This window comes from Synechococcus sp. HK05 (assembly GCF_019104765.1).
GTDB lineage: Bacteria > Cyanobacteriota > Cyanobacteriia > PCC-6307 > Cyanobiaceae > Vulcanococcus.
In genome coordinates this window covers 44,480-59,469 of sequence record NZ_JAHRXJ010000012.1, presented here as the reverse complement: position 1 = coordinate 59,469, position 14,990 = coordinate 44,480, and the positions used below count along the sequence as shown (strand labels likewise).

Annotated in this window: 16 protein-coding genes; 5 read left to right on the top strand and 11 right to left on the bottom strand. The window is 66.9% G+C overall.

Annotation, left to right across the window (positions count from 1 at the left end; genetic code table 11):
- Positions 1 to 2: 2 nt before the first annotated feature.
- Genes KUL97_RS12935 through KUL97_RS12910 form a run of 6 tightly spaced genes read right to left on the bottom strand, consistent with a single transcriptional unit; the run spans position 3 to position 6,775 of the window.
- Positions 3 to 1,046: an FUSC family protein gene (locus tag KUL97_RS12935; protein WP_217797409.1), complete on the bottom strand. Its 1,044-nt coding sequence runs from the start codon at positions 1,044 to 1,046 to the stop codon at positions 3 to 5.
- A complete protein-coding gene (locus tag KUL97_RS12930; RefSeq protein WP_217797408.1) occupies positions 1,043 to 2,056 on the bottom strand; it encodes a hypothetical protein in 1,014 nt (337 codons plus the stop codon). The genes KUL97_RS12935 and KUL97_RS12930 overlap by 4 nt, the downstream gene beginning before the upstream one ends.
- A gap of 2 nt (positions 2,057 to 2,058) precedes the next feature.
- Positions 2,059 to 3,882, bottom strand: a complete 1,824-nt coding sequence (locus KUL97_RS12925) for a TolC family protein (protein WP_217797407.1) — start codon at positions 3,880 to 3,882, stop codon at positions 2,059 to 2,061.
- Positions 3,883 to 3,904: 22 nt separating this feature from the next.
- A complete protein-coding gene (locus KUL97_RS12920; protein WP_217797406.1) occupies positions 3,905 to 4,741 on the bottom strand; it encodes a hypothetical protein in 837 nt (278 codons plus the stop codon).
- 7 nt (positions 4,742 to 4,748) lie between these two features.
- Positions 4,749 to 5,807 carry an FUSC family protein gene (locus KUL97_RS12915; RefSeq protein ID WP_217797405.1) on the bottom strand — a complete coding sequence of 353 codons (1,059 nt, stop codon included), beginning with the start codon at positions 5,805 to 5,807 and terminating at the stop codon, positions 4,749 to 4,751.
- The gene (locus KUL97_RS12910; protein ID WP_217797404.1) at positions 5,804 to 6,775 is read right to left on the bottom strand and encodes an aromatic acid exporter family protein; all 972 of its coding nucleotides are present in this window, start codon (positions 6,773 to 6,775) and stop codon (positions 5,804 to 5,806) included. The genes KUL97_RS12915 and KUL97_RS12910 overlap by 4 nt, the downstream gene beginning before the upstream one ends.
- An 84-nt stretch (positions 6,776 to 6,859) precedes the next feature.
- Here KUL97_RS12910 and KUL97_RS12905 point away from each other — a divergent pair, with 84 nt between their 5' ends.
- Both KUL97_RS12905 and KUL97_RS12900 read left to right on the top strand, forming a co-directional pair.
- Positions 6,860 to 7,312: an MgtC/SapB family protein gene (locus tag KUL97_RS12905; protein ID WP_217797403.1), complete on the top strand. Its 453-nt coding sequence runs from the start codon at positions 6,860 to 6,862 to the stop codon at positions 7,310 to 7,312.
- Entirely contained in the window at positions 7,305 to 7,541 is a 237-nt protein-coding gene (locus KUL97_RS12900; RefSeq protein WP_217797402.1) for a DUF6737 family protein, read from the top strand. The genes KUL97_RS12905 and KUL97_RS12900 overlap by 8 nt, the downstream gene beginning before the upstream one ends.
- On the opposite strand, the gene KUL97_RS12895 is transcribed toward KUL97_RS12900, so the two are convergent.
- The gene (locus KUL97_RS12895; RefSeq protein ID WP_254896530.1) at positions 7,523 to 8,413 is read right to left on the bottom strand and encodes an LCP family protein; all 891 of its coding nucleotides are present in this window, start codon (positions 8,411 to 8,413) and stop codon (positions 7,523 to 7,525) included. The genes KUL97_RS12900 and KUL97_RS12895 overlap by 19 nt on opposite strands.
- 125 nt (positions 8,414 to 8,538) lie before the next feature.
- Entirely contained in the window at positions 8,539 to 10,329 is a 1,791-nt protein-coding gene (locus tag KUL97_RS12890; protein WP_217797430.1) for an ABC transporter ATP-binding protein, read from the bottom strand.
- Positions 10,330 to 10,394: 65 nt separating this feature from the next.
- Here KUL97_RS12890 and KUL97_RS12885 point away from each other — a divergent pair, with 65 nt between their 5' ends.
- Positions 10,395 to 11,294: an oxaloacetate decarboxylase gene (locus tag KUL97_RS12885; RefSeq protein ID WP_217797400.1), complete on the top strand. Its 900-nt coding sequence runs from the start codon at positions 10,395 to 10,397 to the stop codon at positions 11,292 to 11,294.
- A gap of 72 nt (positions 11,295 to 11,366) precedes the next feature.
- The gene (locus KUL97_RS12880; RefSeq protein ID WP_217797399.1) at positions 11,367 to 11,567 is read left to right on the top strand and encodes a hypothetical protein; all 201 of its coding nucleotides are present in this window, start codon (positions 11,367 to 11,369) and stop codon (positions 11,565 to 11,567) included.
- A 116-nt stretch (positions 11,568 to 11,683) separates the two neighbouring features.
- On the opposite strand, the gene KUL97_RS12875 is transcribed toward KUL97_RS12880, so the two are convergent.
- Positions 11,684 to 12,112 (bottom strand): RNA-binding protein, encoded by a 429-nt coding sequence (locus tag KUL97_RS12875; protein ID WP_217797398.1) that lies wholly within the window; start codon positions 12,110 to 12,112, stop codon positions 11,684 to 11,686.
- Positions 12,113 to 12,351: 239 nt separating this feature from the next.
- Here KUL97_RS12875 and KUL97_RS12870 point away from each other — a divergent pair, with 239 nt between their 5' ends.
- Positions 12,352 to 12,564 (top strand): hypothetical protein, encoded by a 213-nt coding sequence (locus KUL97_RS12870; protein ID WP_136644158.1) that lies wholly within the window; start codon positions 12,352 to 12,354, stop codon positions 12,562 to 12,564.
- Between the two features lie 23 nt (positions 12,565 to 12,587).
- Here KUL97_RS12870 and KUL97_RS12865 read toward each other — a convergent pair whose 3' ends face one another.
- A complete protein-coding gene (locus KUL97_RS12865; protein WP_254896536.1) occupies positions 12,588 to 14,315 on the bottom strand; it encodes a DEAD/DEAH box helicase in 1,728 nt (575 codons plus the stop codon).
- Positions 14,316 to 14,617: 302 nt separating this feature from the next.
- Positions 14,618 to 14,989 (bottom strand): phosphomannose isomerase type II C-terminal cupin domain, encoded by a 372-nt coding sequence (locus tag KUL97_RS12860; protein WP_217797397.1) that lies wholly within the window; start codon positions 14,987 to 14,989, stop codon positions 14,618 to 14,620.
- Position 14,990: the final 1 nt, after the last annotated feature.

Genomic DNA, 14,990 nt, shown 5'->3' with positions numbered 1-14,990 from the left:
CCTCACTGCAGCAAGGCCTGCCAGCGACGTTCGGTGGTATCCAGGGTGTGGCTGATTCGGTTGAGCACCACCAGGCGGCTGGCTACACACTGCAGCTGTTCTGGGGTGAGTTGGGCGTAGGCCTGATCCGCTTGGGCCGAACGCAGACTTCGCAGCGACAGGGTGGGCCGTGGCTCTTGTGGGGGTGGCTGCAGCGTCAGGGAGCTGCGCAGCACCTCTTGCCAGCGGAGCAAGCGATCGGCAACGGCACGGCTGTACGTCATCGCGGCTTCGTGTTGGGGCTTGAGCCCCCAGGTCTGCCAAGCGGGAGCTTGCACGCGCCGCAGTTCATCGAGCTCAAGGATGAGGGCTTCGCAGGCCTGATCGAGCAGCTCCCAGAGCTGGGCCACCGGGTGTTGCGTGGCCAGGGGGCCGAGTTCTCGTAGGGCGTTGACGCGTTGATCCCGCAGGCTCAGCAGGCTGTTGCGTAGCTCACGTAGGCGGTGCGTGAGGGCTCTGCGCCGTTCGGCCTCCGCCGTGTTTTGGAGGTAGTCGTGCAGCGTCTGCCCCAGATCCACCAGCAGTTGCAAAAGCCCTTGGCGTTGCGCGATCCGGGCCCGTGAGGGCCAGAACAGGCGCAGGCTGAGCAAGGCCATGATGATGCCGAAAGCCGTCCAGAACAGGCGCAGCGGAATCCAGCTGTCGAGCTGTTGTTCATGGGTCAGCCAACCCATGATCACCACAAAGCAGCACACGGAGTAGCCCACGGTGAGCCGCAGCGAGCCGGCGATCACGCGCGCCAGCAGCAGTGCCAGGGGCAGAGCAACCAGCACAGGCAGATGCCCCCAGGCCCTGTAGCCGTAGAACACCACAATCGCTCCGATCGTGGTGCCGATCAGGCGCTGGCGCCCTAGCTCGAGCGTGTTGCCGTAGTTGCCCACGGTGACGCTGAGCACTGCCAGCGAGGCATACATCGCAAAGGCCAATCCGGTGAGGGTGGCGAAGCCGTTCACCACCGCCACGGTGAGAGCCAGGCGCAGGTTGTCGCGCAGGGCGGGGCTGCTCATGGCGCGCTGATCCGCCGCGCTTCGATCGCGTGGCGCACGAGGCCGCGGCTGTGCAGCAGTTGATGCAGTTGCTGCAGTTGTTGGGCGATGGCGAGGATCATCGGCGGCGAGATAGTGGAGCGCCGGGCCTCCTCCAGCCAGGCCTGAGGCGAGGGCTGCTCGGCCTGCGGGGTGGTGGCGGTCTGCGGTTGCAACTGCAGATCCAGGCTGTTCAGGCTTTGGCGTAGCAGGCTGCTGGCCTCCAGGGGTGGTGTGAGTTCAAGGAGCAGGGGCTCGAGCAGAAGCCATTGGCGGAGCAGCTGGCGCCACAGGCTTCCGGTTTGGGCCCAGCGAGAGCTCAGGAGCTGCACGTGTTGGGGCGTTGGGGTGTTCCGGCGCTGATCGCGCAGTTGTTGCAGCTGCAGGATCTGCGGCAGCAGGGTTTGGGAGCGCAGCGCAGCGGGCGGGGGGCCGCCGTGCTCGAGCCATTGCTCCATGCGTTCGATCTGCTCACGGAGCTGTTGGCAGAGCCCGCGCTCCAGGGCCGGGAGCTGTTGCAGCGGGCGGCGCGGCCAGAAGGTCCAAGTGGCGATCTGCGCCATAGCGATGCCCACCACCACGGTGAAGGCCAGATCAAAGATCAGAGCCCAGTTGAAATGCTTGCCGTAGCCAATCACCTCCAGGGCCCAGCAACCCATGTAGCCCATGCTCACGCCTTTCACCAGGCCGAGCCCGCGCACCAGGCAGCCGGTGATCAGCAACCCGATGGCGGTCACCAGCCAGCCGCTCGAGAACTGATGCAGCACCACAGCCGTGAGGATGCCGATCAGGGCCCCGCCCACCAGTTGGCCAATATTGCGCACGGGTGTGAGGTCGTTGTCGTTGATGAACAGCACAGCCATCAACAGGCCGAGCATCATCACGTTGCTGCGACCCGACCACAGCATGATTCCGATGGTGAGGCTGGCCGCCAGCCAGGTGCGCAGGCTGTTGCGCCAGAGCGGGTTGAGAGCGGGCAAAGCGGCAGCCAAGCTCAGGGGGTGTTGCTCGACAGCTGCAGTTGCAGTTGCGGCGTGATCGGCTGGTTGGGATCGCGCGGCATCGGTAGCAGTTGCCGCAGCAACTGCGCATAGGTGACATTCACCCCCACCGTGGCGTTGAGGCGTTGCACCAGGCTGTTGATCAGGCGGTCTTGGGTGATCGACACATCCAGTTCGCTCGAGAGGCCGGTGAGGTAGCGCAGGCGTACATCGCGGAAGGCCTCGAGGGCGGCGGCCACACCGCGGCGGGCGGAGCTGAGTTTGGCCAGGCTGGCTTCGTGGTTAAAGAAGGCCTGCTCCAGCTGCAGGCGGATGTCGTTGCGGGTGGCGGCGTATTGCTGGGCCGCAGCGGCTTCCCGTTTGGCGAAGGCGCGGGCCTGGCCGGCGGTGGTGCCGGCGTCGAAGAGGAGCCAGGTCATGGTGAGCCCCACCGACCAATCCCAGCCATTGGTGGAGGTGAGCGGCAGGGCCGTGGAGCCGCAACAGCCGCCGCCGCCGAGTTCGAAGTTGCCGAGGCTGGAGAGATTGCTGCTGCCGCCGGCGTTGGCAAACAGCGAGAGCTTCGGCAGCAAGCCGGCGGCGGTGGCCTGCTTTTGTTGGGCCAGGGCCTGGCGGGTGGCGAGGATCGCTTCCAGTTCGGGGTTGCCGCGGTAGGCGGCCAGGAGGCTGGCTTCGAGATCCAAGGGCCAGCGGGGCTGCACCACGATCGGATCGCTGGCGCTGGGGGTGACCTGCGGCGGCAGGTTGAGCAGCACCGCCAGCCGGCGGCGGGCCACGGCGCGGTCGGCCATGGCCTGGATCAAGGTTTCTTCGTCGGAGGCCTGGATGGCGCGGCGCCGCAGCACATCCAGCCGTGGCACCAGGCCGGCCTGCTTGAGATCCAGGCTGTCCTGGAGGATCACCAGGTCGTTGCGCACGTTGGCGTCGTAAACGCGCACCAGCTGTTCCTGTTGCTGCAGCTGGTAGTAGGCCTCGCTCACCTGCAGTTGCAGTGTGCGCAGCTGATTGGCGTAGGTGTTGCGCTGTTGCTCGAGGCTGGCGCGGGCCGCCTGCACCTTTGGGGTGCGGGCGAAATCGAGCAGGGCGTAGTTGAGCTGCAGGCCTCCCTCAACGCTGCTGCTGCCTGAGGTGGCTCTCACAGAGCCGCCTTCGGGCACATAGAACGGCCCGCCGGTGACGGTGCCCTGCTGCGGTGCGGTGGAGCTGGGATTGGTGGGCGTGAGCAAGCCACCGGCGTCGAACAGCGGGCCGAAGTTGAGGTTGTCGTTCGGGGCGAGCGAGGTTTCTGTGCTGCGGGCCCGCTCGTAGCCGCCGGCGGCGAAGGCGCTGATGGTGGGCCAGTAGGTGCCCATGGCTGCCTGGAATGTGGCCAGGGCGGCGGCCACCTGTTCGCGTTGGGCCTGCAAGCTGGCGCTGCCGGCAAAGGCCACCGCCAGGGCCTGCTCCAGGCTGAGGCTGGCGATGCCGCCGGTCTCCAGCTGCTGGGGTGTGGGGAGGTCGAGGGGTGGAGCCGGGTTGGCCTGCTCCGGCTGCAACGACCCCTGGGCCGGTTGGTTGGCCCGCATCAAGTTGGCCGGCAGCTCCGGCGTGGTGAGCACATCGCGCACCGGCGGTTCGGGCTCCGCCGGCAGCAGTTGGTCGAGGGCGCGCAGCTCCGCATCGAGCTTCTGCCAACTGCGCTCGAGCAGTTCGGTGGAGCCGCCGATCATCGGGGCGGGCACGGCCGTGGAAACCGGGCTCACCGGCTGCGGGGCCGCGAGGGCTGGGCTGCAGCAGAGCAGGCTGAGGGAGAGGAGAGCGCGCTGTCGCAGGGCCACGGTGCTGCTGAGGTGGTGCCGATCAGCGGCTCTTGCGCCGCAGTCTGGGGGACGGAGCCGATCGGCGATGGCCCTGATGTGCCGCCTTGCGCACGATGGCGATCTGGCGTGGCTTTCCCAACACGCCCGCGATCAAGATCGCCACGTAGAGCTGCCCCACGATCGTGATGCCCACACTGGCGCTCACACTGGTGAGGCTCTCGTCGTTGAGCACCGCACTGCCCAGGGTGGTGAGGCTCCCGAAAGCTGCCCCAAGCACGTGCGGCGCGTAGGCCATCGCGGTGGGCAGGTCGCCATGGGGGGAGCCGGCGACGGAAAAGGCCGCCGGATCGAGCACCAACAGGGAATTGAGCACAATTCCGCCGGTGAAGCCGATCAACAAATAGCCCCCTGCGGCACCCATCACCAGGTCGCCGCTGAACACCGGCTCCTCCGCCAGGGCACTCATCAGCGCCCAGAGCTCATAGAGCAACAGGGCCAGCCATACCAGCATGTGCAGCACGCTCAATTGCACCGCCAGGGGCGGAAGCAACAACAACGAGAGCTGCCAGATCAGTTCCACTCCGGCGGCGCAGAACCAGCCGTATTGCAACCAACGGCGCCGTCTGATCACCCGTTGCAGGTGGTGGTGCTCCTTCTGGGGAATCACCGCCGTGCGCAGCTGGGGGGTGAGCCGGTTGTGCGGCAGCAGGGGCGAATCCATCACCACCGGCACGCCGCCGATCATCAAATACACCACGCTCACCAGCTGCGGCGCGTGTTCCAGCGGCCGCAGGCTGATCAAGGCGATTACCTCCACGATCAGCAACCAGCGGTAGTAGTTGTGGCGCTGCTGAAGGAGCGCGCGAACAACGGTCATGGCTGGATCACCTCCGCGCCATGATCGCCTGCCAGCTGTGTTCTCCATCGCGGATGGCCTGCTCCGCCTGGCGACAGAGCACCAGCCGGGTGGCGATGCGCTCCAAGCGCTCGAGAGAAGCGGAATTGGCCACCGGATCGTTCAGTTCGGCGCCAAGCTCCAGCCAGCTGCGGGGCAGCTCGAGCTCCTCGGGCGGCGGCGTGGGCAGGCCGCGGCTGCTGCGCAGTTGCTGGCTCCAGCGCCCCACCTGAACCGCCATCTGCAGCAGCAGTTCGGCTTCGGCTTGGTGCAGCCGGGCCACCAGTTGGGGGTCGCGCCGGGATGGCACCGCCCGCTCCATGCCACCCACCATGGTCACGAGGCGTGAGGCGGCGGCATCGAGGCTCGTGACCAGCAACACCGCCGGGTGGCGTTCGGGCTGGTTGCCCAGCTCCTGCAGGAGTGCCGGCCGTTGGCTGCGGGCGCTCTGGAGCGTGAGGCGTAGCTGCCGAAAGGTGGCGCCCGGGGCTGACGGGGTGGGGGCGCCGGCCGCGGGCTGGGCCTCCAGCCGCTGAGCCAGCGCCATAAAGGTGTGCTGCAACTGCTCCAGGAGATCGGCGTAGCGCCCGAGGCATTGCGCCAGCCCCCGCGCCGGCCAGAACAGCCGCAGGCTGAGCACCGTGAGCACCACGCCGAGGGCAGTCCAGAAGAAGCGCAGTGGAATCCAGCTGGCGAGGCTGCCCTCGTGCACCAGCCAGCCCATCACCACGATCATCCCGCCCACCTTGTAGCCCACCTTCAAGCCCAAGAGGCCGCCCAGCAGCCGCAGGCAGCCGAGGGTGATCGCTAGTCCAATGGCGAGGGGCAGGGTGTGCAGACACTCAAAGCCGATCAACAGCAGCAGCGAGCCGAGCACGGTGCCGAGCAGGCGCTGGCGGCCCAGTTCGATTGAGGCGCCGTAGGTGCCGCTCGACACCGACAGCACCGCCAGGGCGACGTATTGATCGTCGGGCAGGCCGGTGATGCTGGCGAAGCCATTGCCCAGACCAGCGGTGAGGGCCGTGCGCAGGGCGTTGCGGTTGATCATGGCCGCGCCGTTGGCTTGGGGGCGAGCCGGTTGAGCCCCCCGAGGCAGGCATGCAGGGGGCGCAGCTCCTCCGCTAGGGCGAGCAGGGGCAGCAAGGGCAGCTGTTCACGCGCGGCCAGCTGTTGCCAGGCCCGGGCATTGCGTTGCGGTGTGGGCTGGGGCCGGGCCTCAAGCTGCTCTCCGAGGCCCAACACGGCGCCACGGATCAGGTCTGCCTGCTGGAGCGGGCGCTCAGGCAGGGAGTGCATCAGCCGCTCCCAGCTCAGCCAGTGGGAATGGGTGAGTTGCCAGAGCCGCAGCCGCTGATCCCATTGGCTGCGGCGCAGGATCTGGTGGCGGGGGCCGCTGCGTTCGCGGCTCACCAGCTGCTCCATGCGCAGCAGATCACCGGTGAGGGGCGCCGGGTTGAGGGGGAGGGGACGCTCCGCCTGCTCAAGCAGCCAGGCGCTGTAGTGCCGCAGTTGGCGTTGCAGGCTGCTGCGCAGCCGCGCGTCGGCGGCCGTGAGTTCGTGGTAGCTGTTGCGCGGCCAGAACAGCAATCCCACCAGGATCGCCACCACGCATCCCACCACCGTGTCGAGGGCTCGATTGAACACGTAGTTCCAATTGAGCGCCACGTGGCTGGGGATCATCAAAAACATGATGCTCGTCATGCTTGCGGTGCCCAGGGCGCTCTGCCAGCCCAGCGCCTGCAGGATCGGAATCATCAACAGAAGCGACACCAACACCCCCATCCAGCCGGAGAGGATTGTGTGCACGATGAAGGTGATCAGCCCGCCCGCCACCGTGCCGAGGATCCGGGCTGATGCGGCGCTGATCGTCTGATCATCGTTGTCATCCACAACGATGATGGCCGCTAAGACGGGATACCAGACAAACTCAATGCGTTCCGTCCAGACCGCAATAGTGGCTGTGATGAACACCGCCACCGCCAACTTGAAGCTGTTGCGCAGCAGCTCATTCGACACGTGTTGCGGCTGCCGGCGCTGGCTTGGAGCTTATGGCCCAGATTCCGTTTGTGCGTGGCTTGCGTCGGGGCGCTGATCACCGTGATGCCGAACACCGGGATGCCGGCCCTCTCCCCTGATCTCGAGGTGTTGCTGCGCCTGGGGCTGGCCGTGCTCTGCGGTATGGCGGTGGGGGTGAACCGTGCTCAGCATTTTCGCCATCCCCAGCCCAGCCGCCTGCGCATGCATGTGCTCGTGGGGTTGAGCGCCTGTTTGCTGGTGCTGGCGGCGGGGCCGGATCTCGAGGCCCGTAGCCGGGTGATTCAGGGGGTGGCCACCGGCGTGGGGTTCCTGGGGGCGGGCGAAATCCTGGTGGACCGCCGCGGCAATGGCCACGACGACCCCACCCCGCAGGTGCATGGCCTCACCAGTGCCGCCTCGATCTGGTTCACCGCCGCCCTGGGGGTCACGGTGGCTGCGGCCAGCCCGTTGATGGCGCTGGTGGCGTTGCTGCTCGCTTTGCTTGTGCTCTCCCGCTCCGGTCAAACCCATGGCTGACAACATTTGGTGCCACAAACCCTGGTGGTGCCAGCCCTGGTCGATCCTGCTCACCGGTGTGGTGGTGGTGGGCGGCAGCTGGTGGTGGCTGCGGATCTGGTGGATCACGGCGCCGCTGGGCTTGGCCGTGCTGCTGTGGTGGTGGCTGTTTCTGGTGGCCGTGCCGGCGGCCTACCGGGCTGAGCCGTTGGCGGGCGAGCCGGCTCCCGATCAGAACACCGAGCCGTAGCGCTCGCTCTGGCTGGTGCTTGCGGCGCCTGAGCTGGGCGCGGGCCATTCCGCTTCCCAGTAGCTGATGCCATCGCGCATGAAGGGGCGCCCACCCAGGCGTTCCGCATCGAGGCGGGTGCCGCCCATGGCGGTCATCAGGCCGCCGATTTCCATCGGGCCCAGATCGGTTTTCATATCTTTGCCGGCGGCGGCCAGCAGGGCGGGCATGCGCACCAGGTTTTCCGGCTTGGTGAGCTGATCAAACAGGGCCTTGAGCAAGAGCTTCTGGCGATCGAGGCGGCCGATGTCGCCCAGTTCGTCGTGGCGGAAGCGCAGGAAACCTTCAATGTCGCGGCCGCGCAGCACCTGGCGGCCGGGCTGAAGATCGATGTAGAGGCCCTGGGTTTTGTCGGTGTAATACATCCGCTTGGGCACATCCACCTCGAGGCCGCCGAGGGCGTCGCCGAGGCGGCGGATCACCGAGAGGTTCACCAGGATGTGGTGCTGCACCGGCCGGCCCAGGTGCTTGGAGAGCTCCTGCTTCACCGCGTCGGGGCCGCCGAAGGCATAGAGGGCATTGGCCTTGAGCGGGCCAAAGCGGGCCGAATCGATGAAGGTGTCGCGCGGCACCTGAGTGAGCTTGGTGACGCCGTTCTCCACCCGCAGCGTGTACATCACATCGGTGTTGCCACCGCCCACATCGGTGCCGAGGATCACCACCTCCTTGTCGCCCATGCCGGCCCAGCGGCTGAACGGATTCACCACCTCGTGGTTGCTGCCGGCGGGCGGGCCATCCAGCAACTGGGTGAGCGGCGCCGCCAGCAGCAAGCCGCCACCCAGGCCCACGGCAATGGCCATCAGGATCGGGCCCCGATCATCGCGGGGGCGCATGCCGATGCTTTTCAGGCCATCACTCTTCATCCTCACAACTTATTTCACGTCTCTTGACCATCCCTTAACCGCTGCCTAGGCCGCGGTCAGTTTCTGGGCTGGTTGGTGGGCGTGCCCCCGGGCGATCAGAGCCGCAGGGCTTCATCGGCCCGCAGGCCCGCCTGCACGCGCCACAGGTTCACGTAGGCGCCGCCGGCCGCAATCAGTTGATCGTGGCTGCCGCACTCCACAATCCGCCCCTGATCCATCACCACGATCTGATCGGCGTGGCGCACGGTGGAGAGGCGGTGGGCAATCACCAGGGTGGTGCGCTCGGCGGTGATGTGATCGAGGGAGCGCTGGATCGCGGCTTCGGTTTCGTTGTCCACCGCGGCGGTGGCTTCATCGAGGATCAGCACCGGCGGGTTCTTGAGGATGGCGCGGGCCAGGGCGATGCGCTGGCGCTGCCCGCCCGAGAGGCGCTGGCCTCGCTCCCCCACCACCGTGTCGTAGCCCTGGGGCAGCGCTTCGATGAAACGGGCGGCCTCAGCGAGATCGGCGGCGCGTGCGATCGCGGCGCGTGGGGCGGCAAAGCTGCCGTAGGCAATGTTCTCGGCCACGGTGCCGTGAAACAGGAACACCTCCTGACTCACCAGGCCGATGGCGCGCCTGAGGTCAGCCAGCTGCAGCTCTTGGATCGGGATGCCATCGAGCAGGATCTCGCCGCCTTGGAGCTCATAGAGCCGCAGCAGCAGTTTCACGATCGTGCTCTTGCCGGAGCCCGTGGCACCCACGATGCCGATGGTGCTGCCGGCGGGCACCTCCAGATTGAAGTTGTGAAGTAAGGGCTCGCGGCCGCTGTAGGCGAAGTTGACCTGGTGGAAGCGGATGGCGCCCTGCACGCGGCCCAGGGGGAGAGGGCGATCACCGCTGGGGATGGCGATGGGCGTATCGATCAGATCGAGCACCCGCTGGCTGGAGGCCATGGCGCGCTGGTAGTCGTCGAGGGTGCGGCCGAGGCTGGTGAGCGGCCAGAGCAGCCGCTGGGTGATGAACACCAGAAAGGAGTAAGTGCCCACGGCGATGGCGCCATTCCAGGCCTGCAGGCCGCCGATCACCAGGATCGCCAGGAAGGCGAACAGGATCGCGAAGCGGATCAGGGGGATGAAGGCGGCTGAGAAGCGGATCGCTTTGGCGTTGCTGATCCGGTAGGCCTGGCTTTGCTCGGCGAGGCGTTGGTTCTCCCACGGCTCAGCCGCGTAGCTCTTGATCGTGAGCATGCCGCCGAGGTTGTTGGCCAGGCGGCTGGCGAGATCTCCGGCGCGCTCGCGCACCTCGCGGTAGCGGGGTTGCAGCTGTTTCTGGAAACGCAGCGATCCCCAGAGGATCAGCGGGATCGGGATGAACGACACCCCCGCCACCATGGGCGAGAGCCACACCATCGCGCCGCCCACCGCCAACACTGTGGTGATCAGCTGCAGGATCTCGTTGGCGCCGTGATTGAGGAAGCGCTCGAGCTGGTTGATGTCGTCGTTCAAGATCGCCATGAGGCGACCACTGCTGCTGGCTTCAAAGAAGCCCATCTCCAGCCGTTGCAGATGGCTGTAGGCCTCGAGGCGCAGCTCGTGCTGCACGGTTTGCGCCAGGTTGCGCCAGAGCAGGGCGTAGAGGTATTCGAACAGCGATTCGGCGCTCCAGATCACAAAGGAGAGCGCGGCCAACACCCCCAGCTGTGCGGGCACCGTGGTCACCCCGAAGGCCGCAAGCCAGGAGGTGTTTTGCTGCACCACCACATCCACTGCCAGGCCGATCAGCACTGGCGGCGCCAGATCAAACAGCTTGTTGAGCACCGAGCAGCTGGCCGCCAGCCACACCAGGCAGCGGTGGGGGCGAAGGCTGCCAAGCAGGCGTTGCAGGGGGGAGGGGTGGTGAGCCATGGCTGCATTCAAGGCCAGGCGCACGATGAGCTGTGCAACGCTCAAGCGATGGCGCCAGGGGTCTGATGCAACCGTTCACCAGCCCCGCCGCCCAGCTGCGCACCCTGTTGGCGGCTGACGCGTGCCAGGTGATGCCCTGCTGCTTCGATGCCCTCTCGGCGCGGTTGGTGGAGCGCGCTGGCTTTCCGCTCACCTTCATGAGTGGTTTCTCGGTGGCCGCGGCGCGGGCGGCGTTGCCCGATACGGGCTTGCTCACCGTGTCGGAGATGCTCGATCAGGGGCGCTCGATCTGCAGTGCGGTGCGCATCCCCGTGATCGGTGATGGCGACACCGGCCACGGCAACGCGGCCAACGTGCAGCGCACCATGCACCAATTCGCCCGGGCTGGGTTCGCCGGGATCATGCTGGAAGACCAGCTGGCCCCGAAGCGTTGCGGCCACACCGGTGTGAAGGAGGTGGTGAGCCGCGAGGAGGCACTGGGCCGGATCCGCGCGGCGGTGGCGGCCCGCGCGGAAGGTGCCGACTTGGTGATCGTGGCGCGCACCGATGCCCGCTCGGCCCTGGCGGCGAGCCATGGCGACGAGGCGGCGCTGGAGGAGGCCCTGTGGCGTTTGCGGGCGTTCGCTGAGCTGGGCGCTGAGGTGTTGTTTCTGGAGGCGCCGCGCTCGGAGGCGGAACTGCGGCGCTTCTGCGCCGAGGTGCCTGGCTGGCGCATGGCCAACATGCTCGAGGGGGGCTTCACACCGCTGCTGCCGCCGGCGCAGTTGGCGGAGATGGGCTTCCGGCTGGCGGCCTATCCGCTCACCCTGCTCTCCTGCGCGGCCGCCGCGATGCAAGAGGCCCTGGCGGATCTGGCGGCCGGCCGCACCCCGCAGCGGATGCTGGAGTTCGCCGAGCTGCGGGAGCTGGTGGGCTTCGATCAGTACGACGCGGTGCTCCAGGCCCAGGCCAACGGCTCCTTGTGAAGCTGTTGCCGATGAACAGTGCAAGGGTTGCGCCCGGCGTTAGACCTGTGGTGTCACCACCAGGAGGTGTTCATGACACGGACCCGAGACTTTCATCGCTTCCATCGTTGGACGGCGAAGCTGCGCCGCCGCAGCCTGCGCAACGCCTTGCCGGAGCCCCGTGAAGGCGAACTGCAACCCACCCATCCCGTGACCGAGGTGCGTTGCCGCGAATGGCAGCGCGATCAGCTGCACGATCTGGTCGAACTCGAGGAGTCCGAAGCGATCGCTTGATTGCTGTTGATCAGCCCTCGATGGCATCCGCATCGAGGGCCAGCAAAAAAGCCCTGGGCCGGCCTGATGACCGGAACCCAGGGCTTTCTGTTGAGCGGGCGCTCAGAGGGGCTGGATCACCAGCGGTTGCCGCCGCCGCCGTCGTAACCGCCACCGCCGCCGTAGCCGCCGCCACCGCCGTAACCACCACGGTCACCGCCGCCGCCGTAGCCGCCGCCACGGTTGCCGCCGCCACCGCCATAGCCGCCGCGACCACCGCCGCCACCGCCACCGCCGTAGCCGCCGCCACCACCACCGCCGCCCTGGCGGGGGGTGGCCTTGTTGACACGGATCATGCGACCCATCCACTCCACGTTCTGGAGGTCGTCAATGGCCTTCTGCTCGTCGGCGTCGGTGGCCATCTCCACGAAGGCGAAACCGCGCTTACGGCCGGTTTCACGGTCGAGGGGAAGGCTGCACTTGGCCACTTCGCCGTACTGGCTGAAGAGGTCAAGCAAATCCTCTTGTTCGGCCTGGAACGAGAGGTTGCCGATGTAAATGGTCATTCCTTGTTGCGGAACCTGAAAACTGATCCGTGGGTGCTGCGCGGTTCCGGATGGAGCCAGTAAGCCTTTGAATCTCAGTCACACTACAGCGGCACCGTCGGGCAGCTTGGCGCTTGCGGCAAGGGTGCTGCGCTGCGTGAAGAGGCTTGAAGCAACCCCGAAGGGAAGCGGAAGAAACGCCACGATCCCGAACTATTGTCCGAATGTCAGTAAATCCACACTCGTAGCGAGCGCCTCCCATGACGGCACCCGTGCCCTGGAGTCTGGCCTGGAGCGAAGACGGTGAGCTGGCTCCCCAGGATCGCTTTGATCTCCTGCAGAGCCTGGTGGCCAGCGAATGCGAGAGCGTGCAGCCCAGCCTGGTGGTAGCGGTGGAGCGGCTCAGTGTGGAGCAGCTGACGTTGCTCTCGTCTGAGTTGTCCACCGAGGGGCTCACTGGCCTGTGTGCCTGAGCCCCGCTTTAGCTGAAACCAGATCAGTCGCGGGAGCGGCTGATCTGCAGTTCGCGGTTCATCACCTTGAGGCGCCGCAGACCCTGGAACACGTCCTCGGGCATGCCTTGAGGCAGGTCCACCAGACTGTGGGCATCGAAGATCTGGATGCGGCCAATGCTGCGGCCGTTGAGGCCGGCTTCATTGGCAATCGCGCCCACGATGTTCCCGGGCTTGACGCGATCGCGCCAGCCCACCTCGATGCGGAAGCGCTCCATGCCCGATTCCGGCGGGCCGGACTGTTCGCGGGGGCCGCGGCGGCTGGCGCCGGGCCGGTCGTCACGGCGCCCATCGCGGCGACCATCACGCCCGCCATCGCGACCGCCGTCACGCCCGCCGGCCTGGCGAATCCAGCTTTCATCGCCTTGCACCAGCAGCGGCTGGGGACCCACCACCAGCTGCAGGGCTGCGAGGGCGAGTTGCTCCGGGCTGGCGCCGCTTTCCTGGGCCACCCGTTGCACGATCTCCGAGAGGAGAGCGCGCTCTTCCTCACGGCCTTCGGTGGTGAGGCCGTCGCAGAGGCGCTGGCGCAGGCGATCCAAGCGGCTCTGGTTGATGGTGGCGTTGCTGGGAATCTGCATCGGCTCGATCGGCCGGCCCACCGCCCGCTCAAGGCCGCCGAGGAAGCGCCGCTCCCGCGGGGTGACGAACAGAATCGCGTCGCCGCTGCGGCCGGCGCGGCCCGTGCGTCCGACCCGGTGCACGTAGGCCTCGGAATCGAAGGGGATGTCGTAGTTCACCACCAAGGTGATGCGATCCACATCGAGGCCGCGGGCGGCCACATCGGTGGCCACCAGCACATCCACGGTGCCGTTTTTGAGGCGCTCGATTGTGCGTTCCCGTTGGCTCTGGGCCACATCGCCGTTGAGCACGGCCACGTCGTAGCCCTTGGCCTCTAGGGCCTCCGCCACGGTGACGGTGATCGCCTTGGTGCGGGCAAAGATGATCACCCCCTCCTTGGTTTCCGACTCGAGCACCCGGGTGAGGGCTTCGAGCTTCTGAGGACCGTTGACGGTGATGAAGCGCTGGCGAATCCGACTGGAATCGGCGCCCTTCGTTTTGATCGTGACCTCAGCGGGATCGTTGAGGTATTTGTGCGAGATGCGCCGGATCTCAGGCGGCATTGTGGCGGAGAAGAGCACCACCTGGCGCTGGCTGGGCAGCTGCTCGAGCACCCACTCCACGTCGTCGATGAAGCCCATGCGCAGCATCTCGTCGGCTTCATCGAGCACCAGGCTGCGCAGGCCTGAGAGATCGAGGGTGCCCTGGCGCATGTGATCCATCACGCGGCCGGGGGTGCCCACCACGATCTGCACGCCGCGCTTGAGGCGCACGATCTGATCGCGGAAATCGGAGCCGCCGTAGAGGGGCAGCACGCGCAGGTGCGGCATGTTGGCCGCATAGCTCTTGAACGCGTCGGCCACCTGGATCGCCAGCTCGCGGGTGGGGGTGAGCACCAGCACCTGGGGGGTGCGCTGCTGGCCGTCGAGAGCCGCGAGCATCGGCAGGGCGAAGGCAGCCGTTTTGCCGGTGCCGGTTTGGGCCTGGCCCACCAGGTCGCGGCCGAGCAGCAGCTCGGGGATGGCCGCCTTCTGAATCGGCGAGGGCTCCTCGTAGCCGATGGCGGTGAGGGCATCGAGCAGCTCAGGCGCGAAGCCGAAGCTGGCGAACCCCGTGGGTTTGGCGGGGATCACAGTGGTGCTGAGCTCCAGCGGGGCCTCGCCTTCGGCGGCGGCGTTGCTGGCGAGATCGAGGGCGCTCAGATCAACGGCCACCTGGGCTGCGTTGGTGGCTTCAGGGCTGCTGGGTTCAGCCGAATTGGTGGATTGGGTTTGGATGGATGTTTCCTGGACGCGTTGATCCACAGAGCTGTCGAGGCTCTCGCAAAGGTTCTGGGTCACGTTCTGAATGGCTGGGCCTGAAATGTCCTTCGTCGACAGGCCGGCAGACACCCTGGTAATGAAGCGGTATCGCTTCGAATAACTGCCTTGCCCTTACACAAAGGGTCTCTCAATCAATCTAACACTTGGCCTGAAGCGCTCCTTGTGGGGCGTTGGTAGTCATCGGCGAAGCGTTCGATGTCGTCTTCGCTGAGCAGCTCACCGCGCTGCACTTCCACGATCAGGAGATCCTGCTCGCCGGCGCTGGCGCGGTGCACCGCGCCGCAGGGGATCAAGAGGGTGGTGCCGGGTTGCGCCTGCACGCTGTGTTGCTCGCAGAGCAGGGTGCCGCTGCCCGCCACCACCACCCAGTGCTCGCTGCGGTGGTGGTGGCGCTGCAAGCTGATGCGCTGGCCGGCGCGGATGCAGAGGCGTTTCACCAGGTAGCCCTCGCCGCCCCCCAGCGGTTCAAACCAGCCCCAGGGGCGTGCCACCACGTTGGTCATG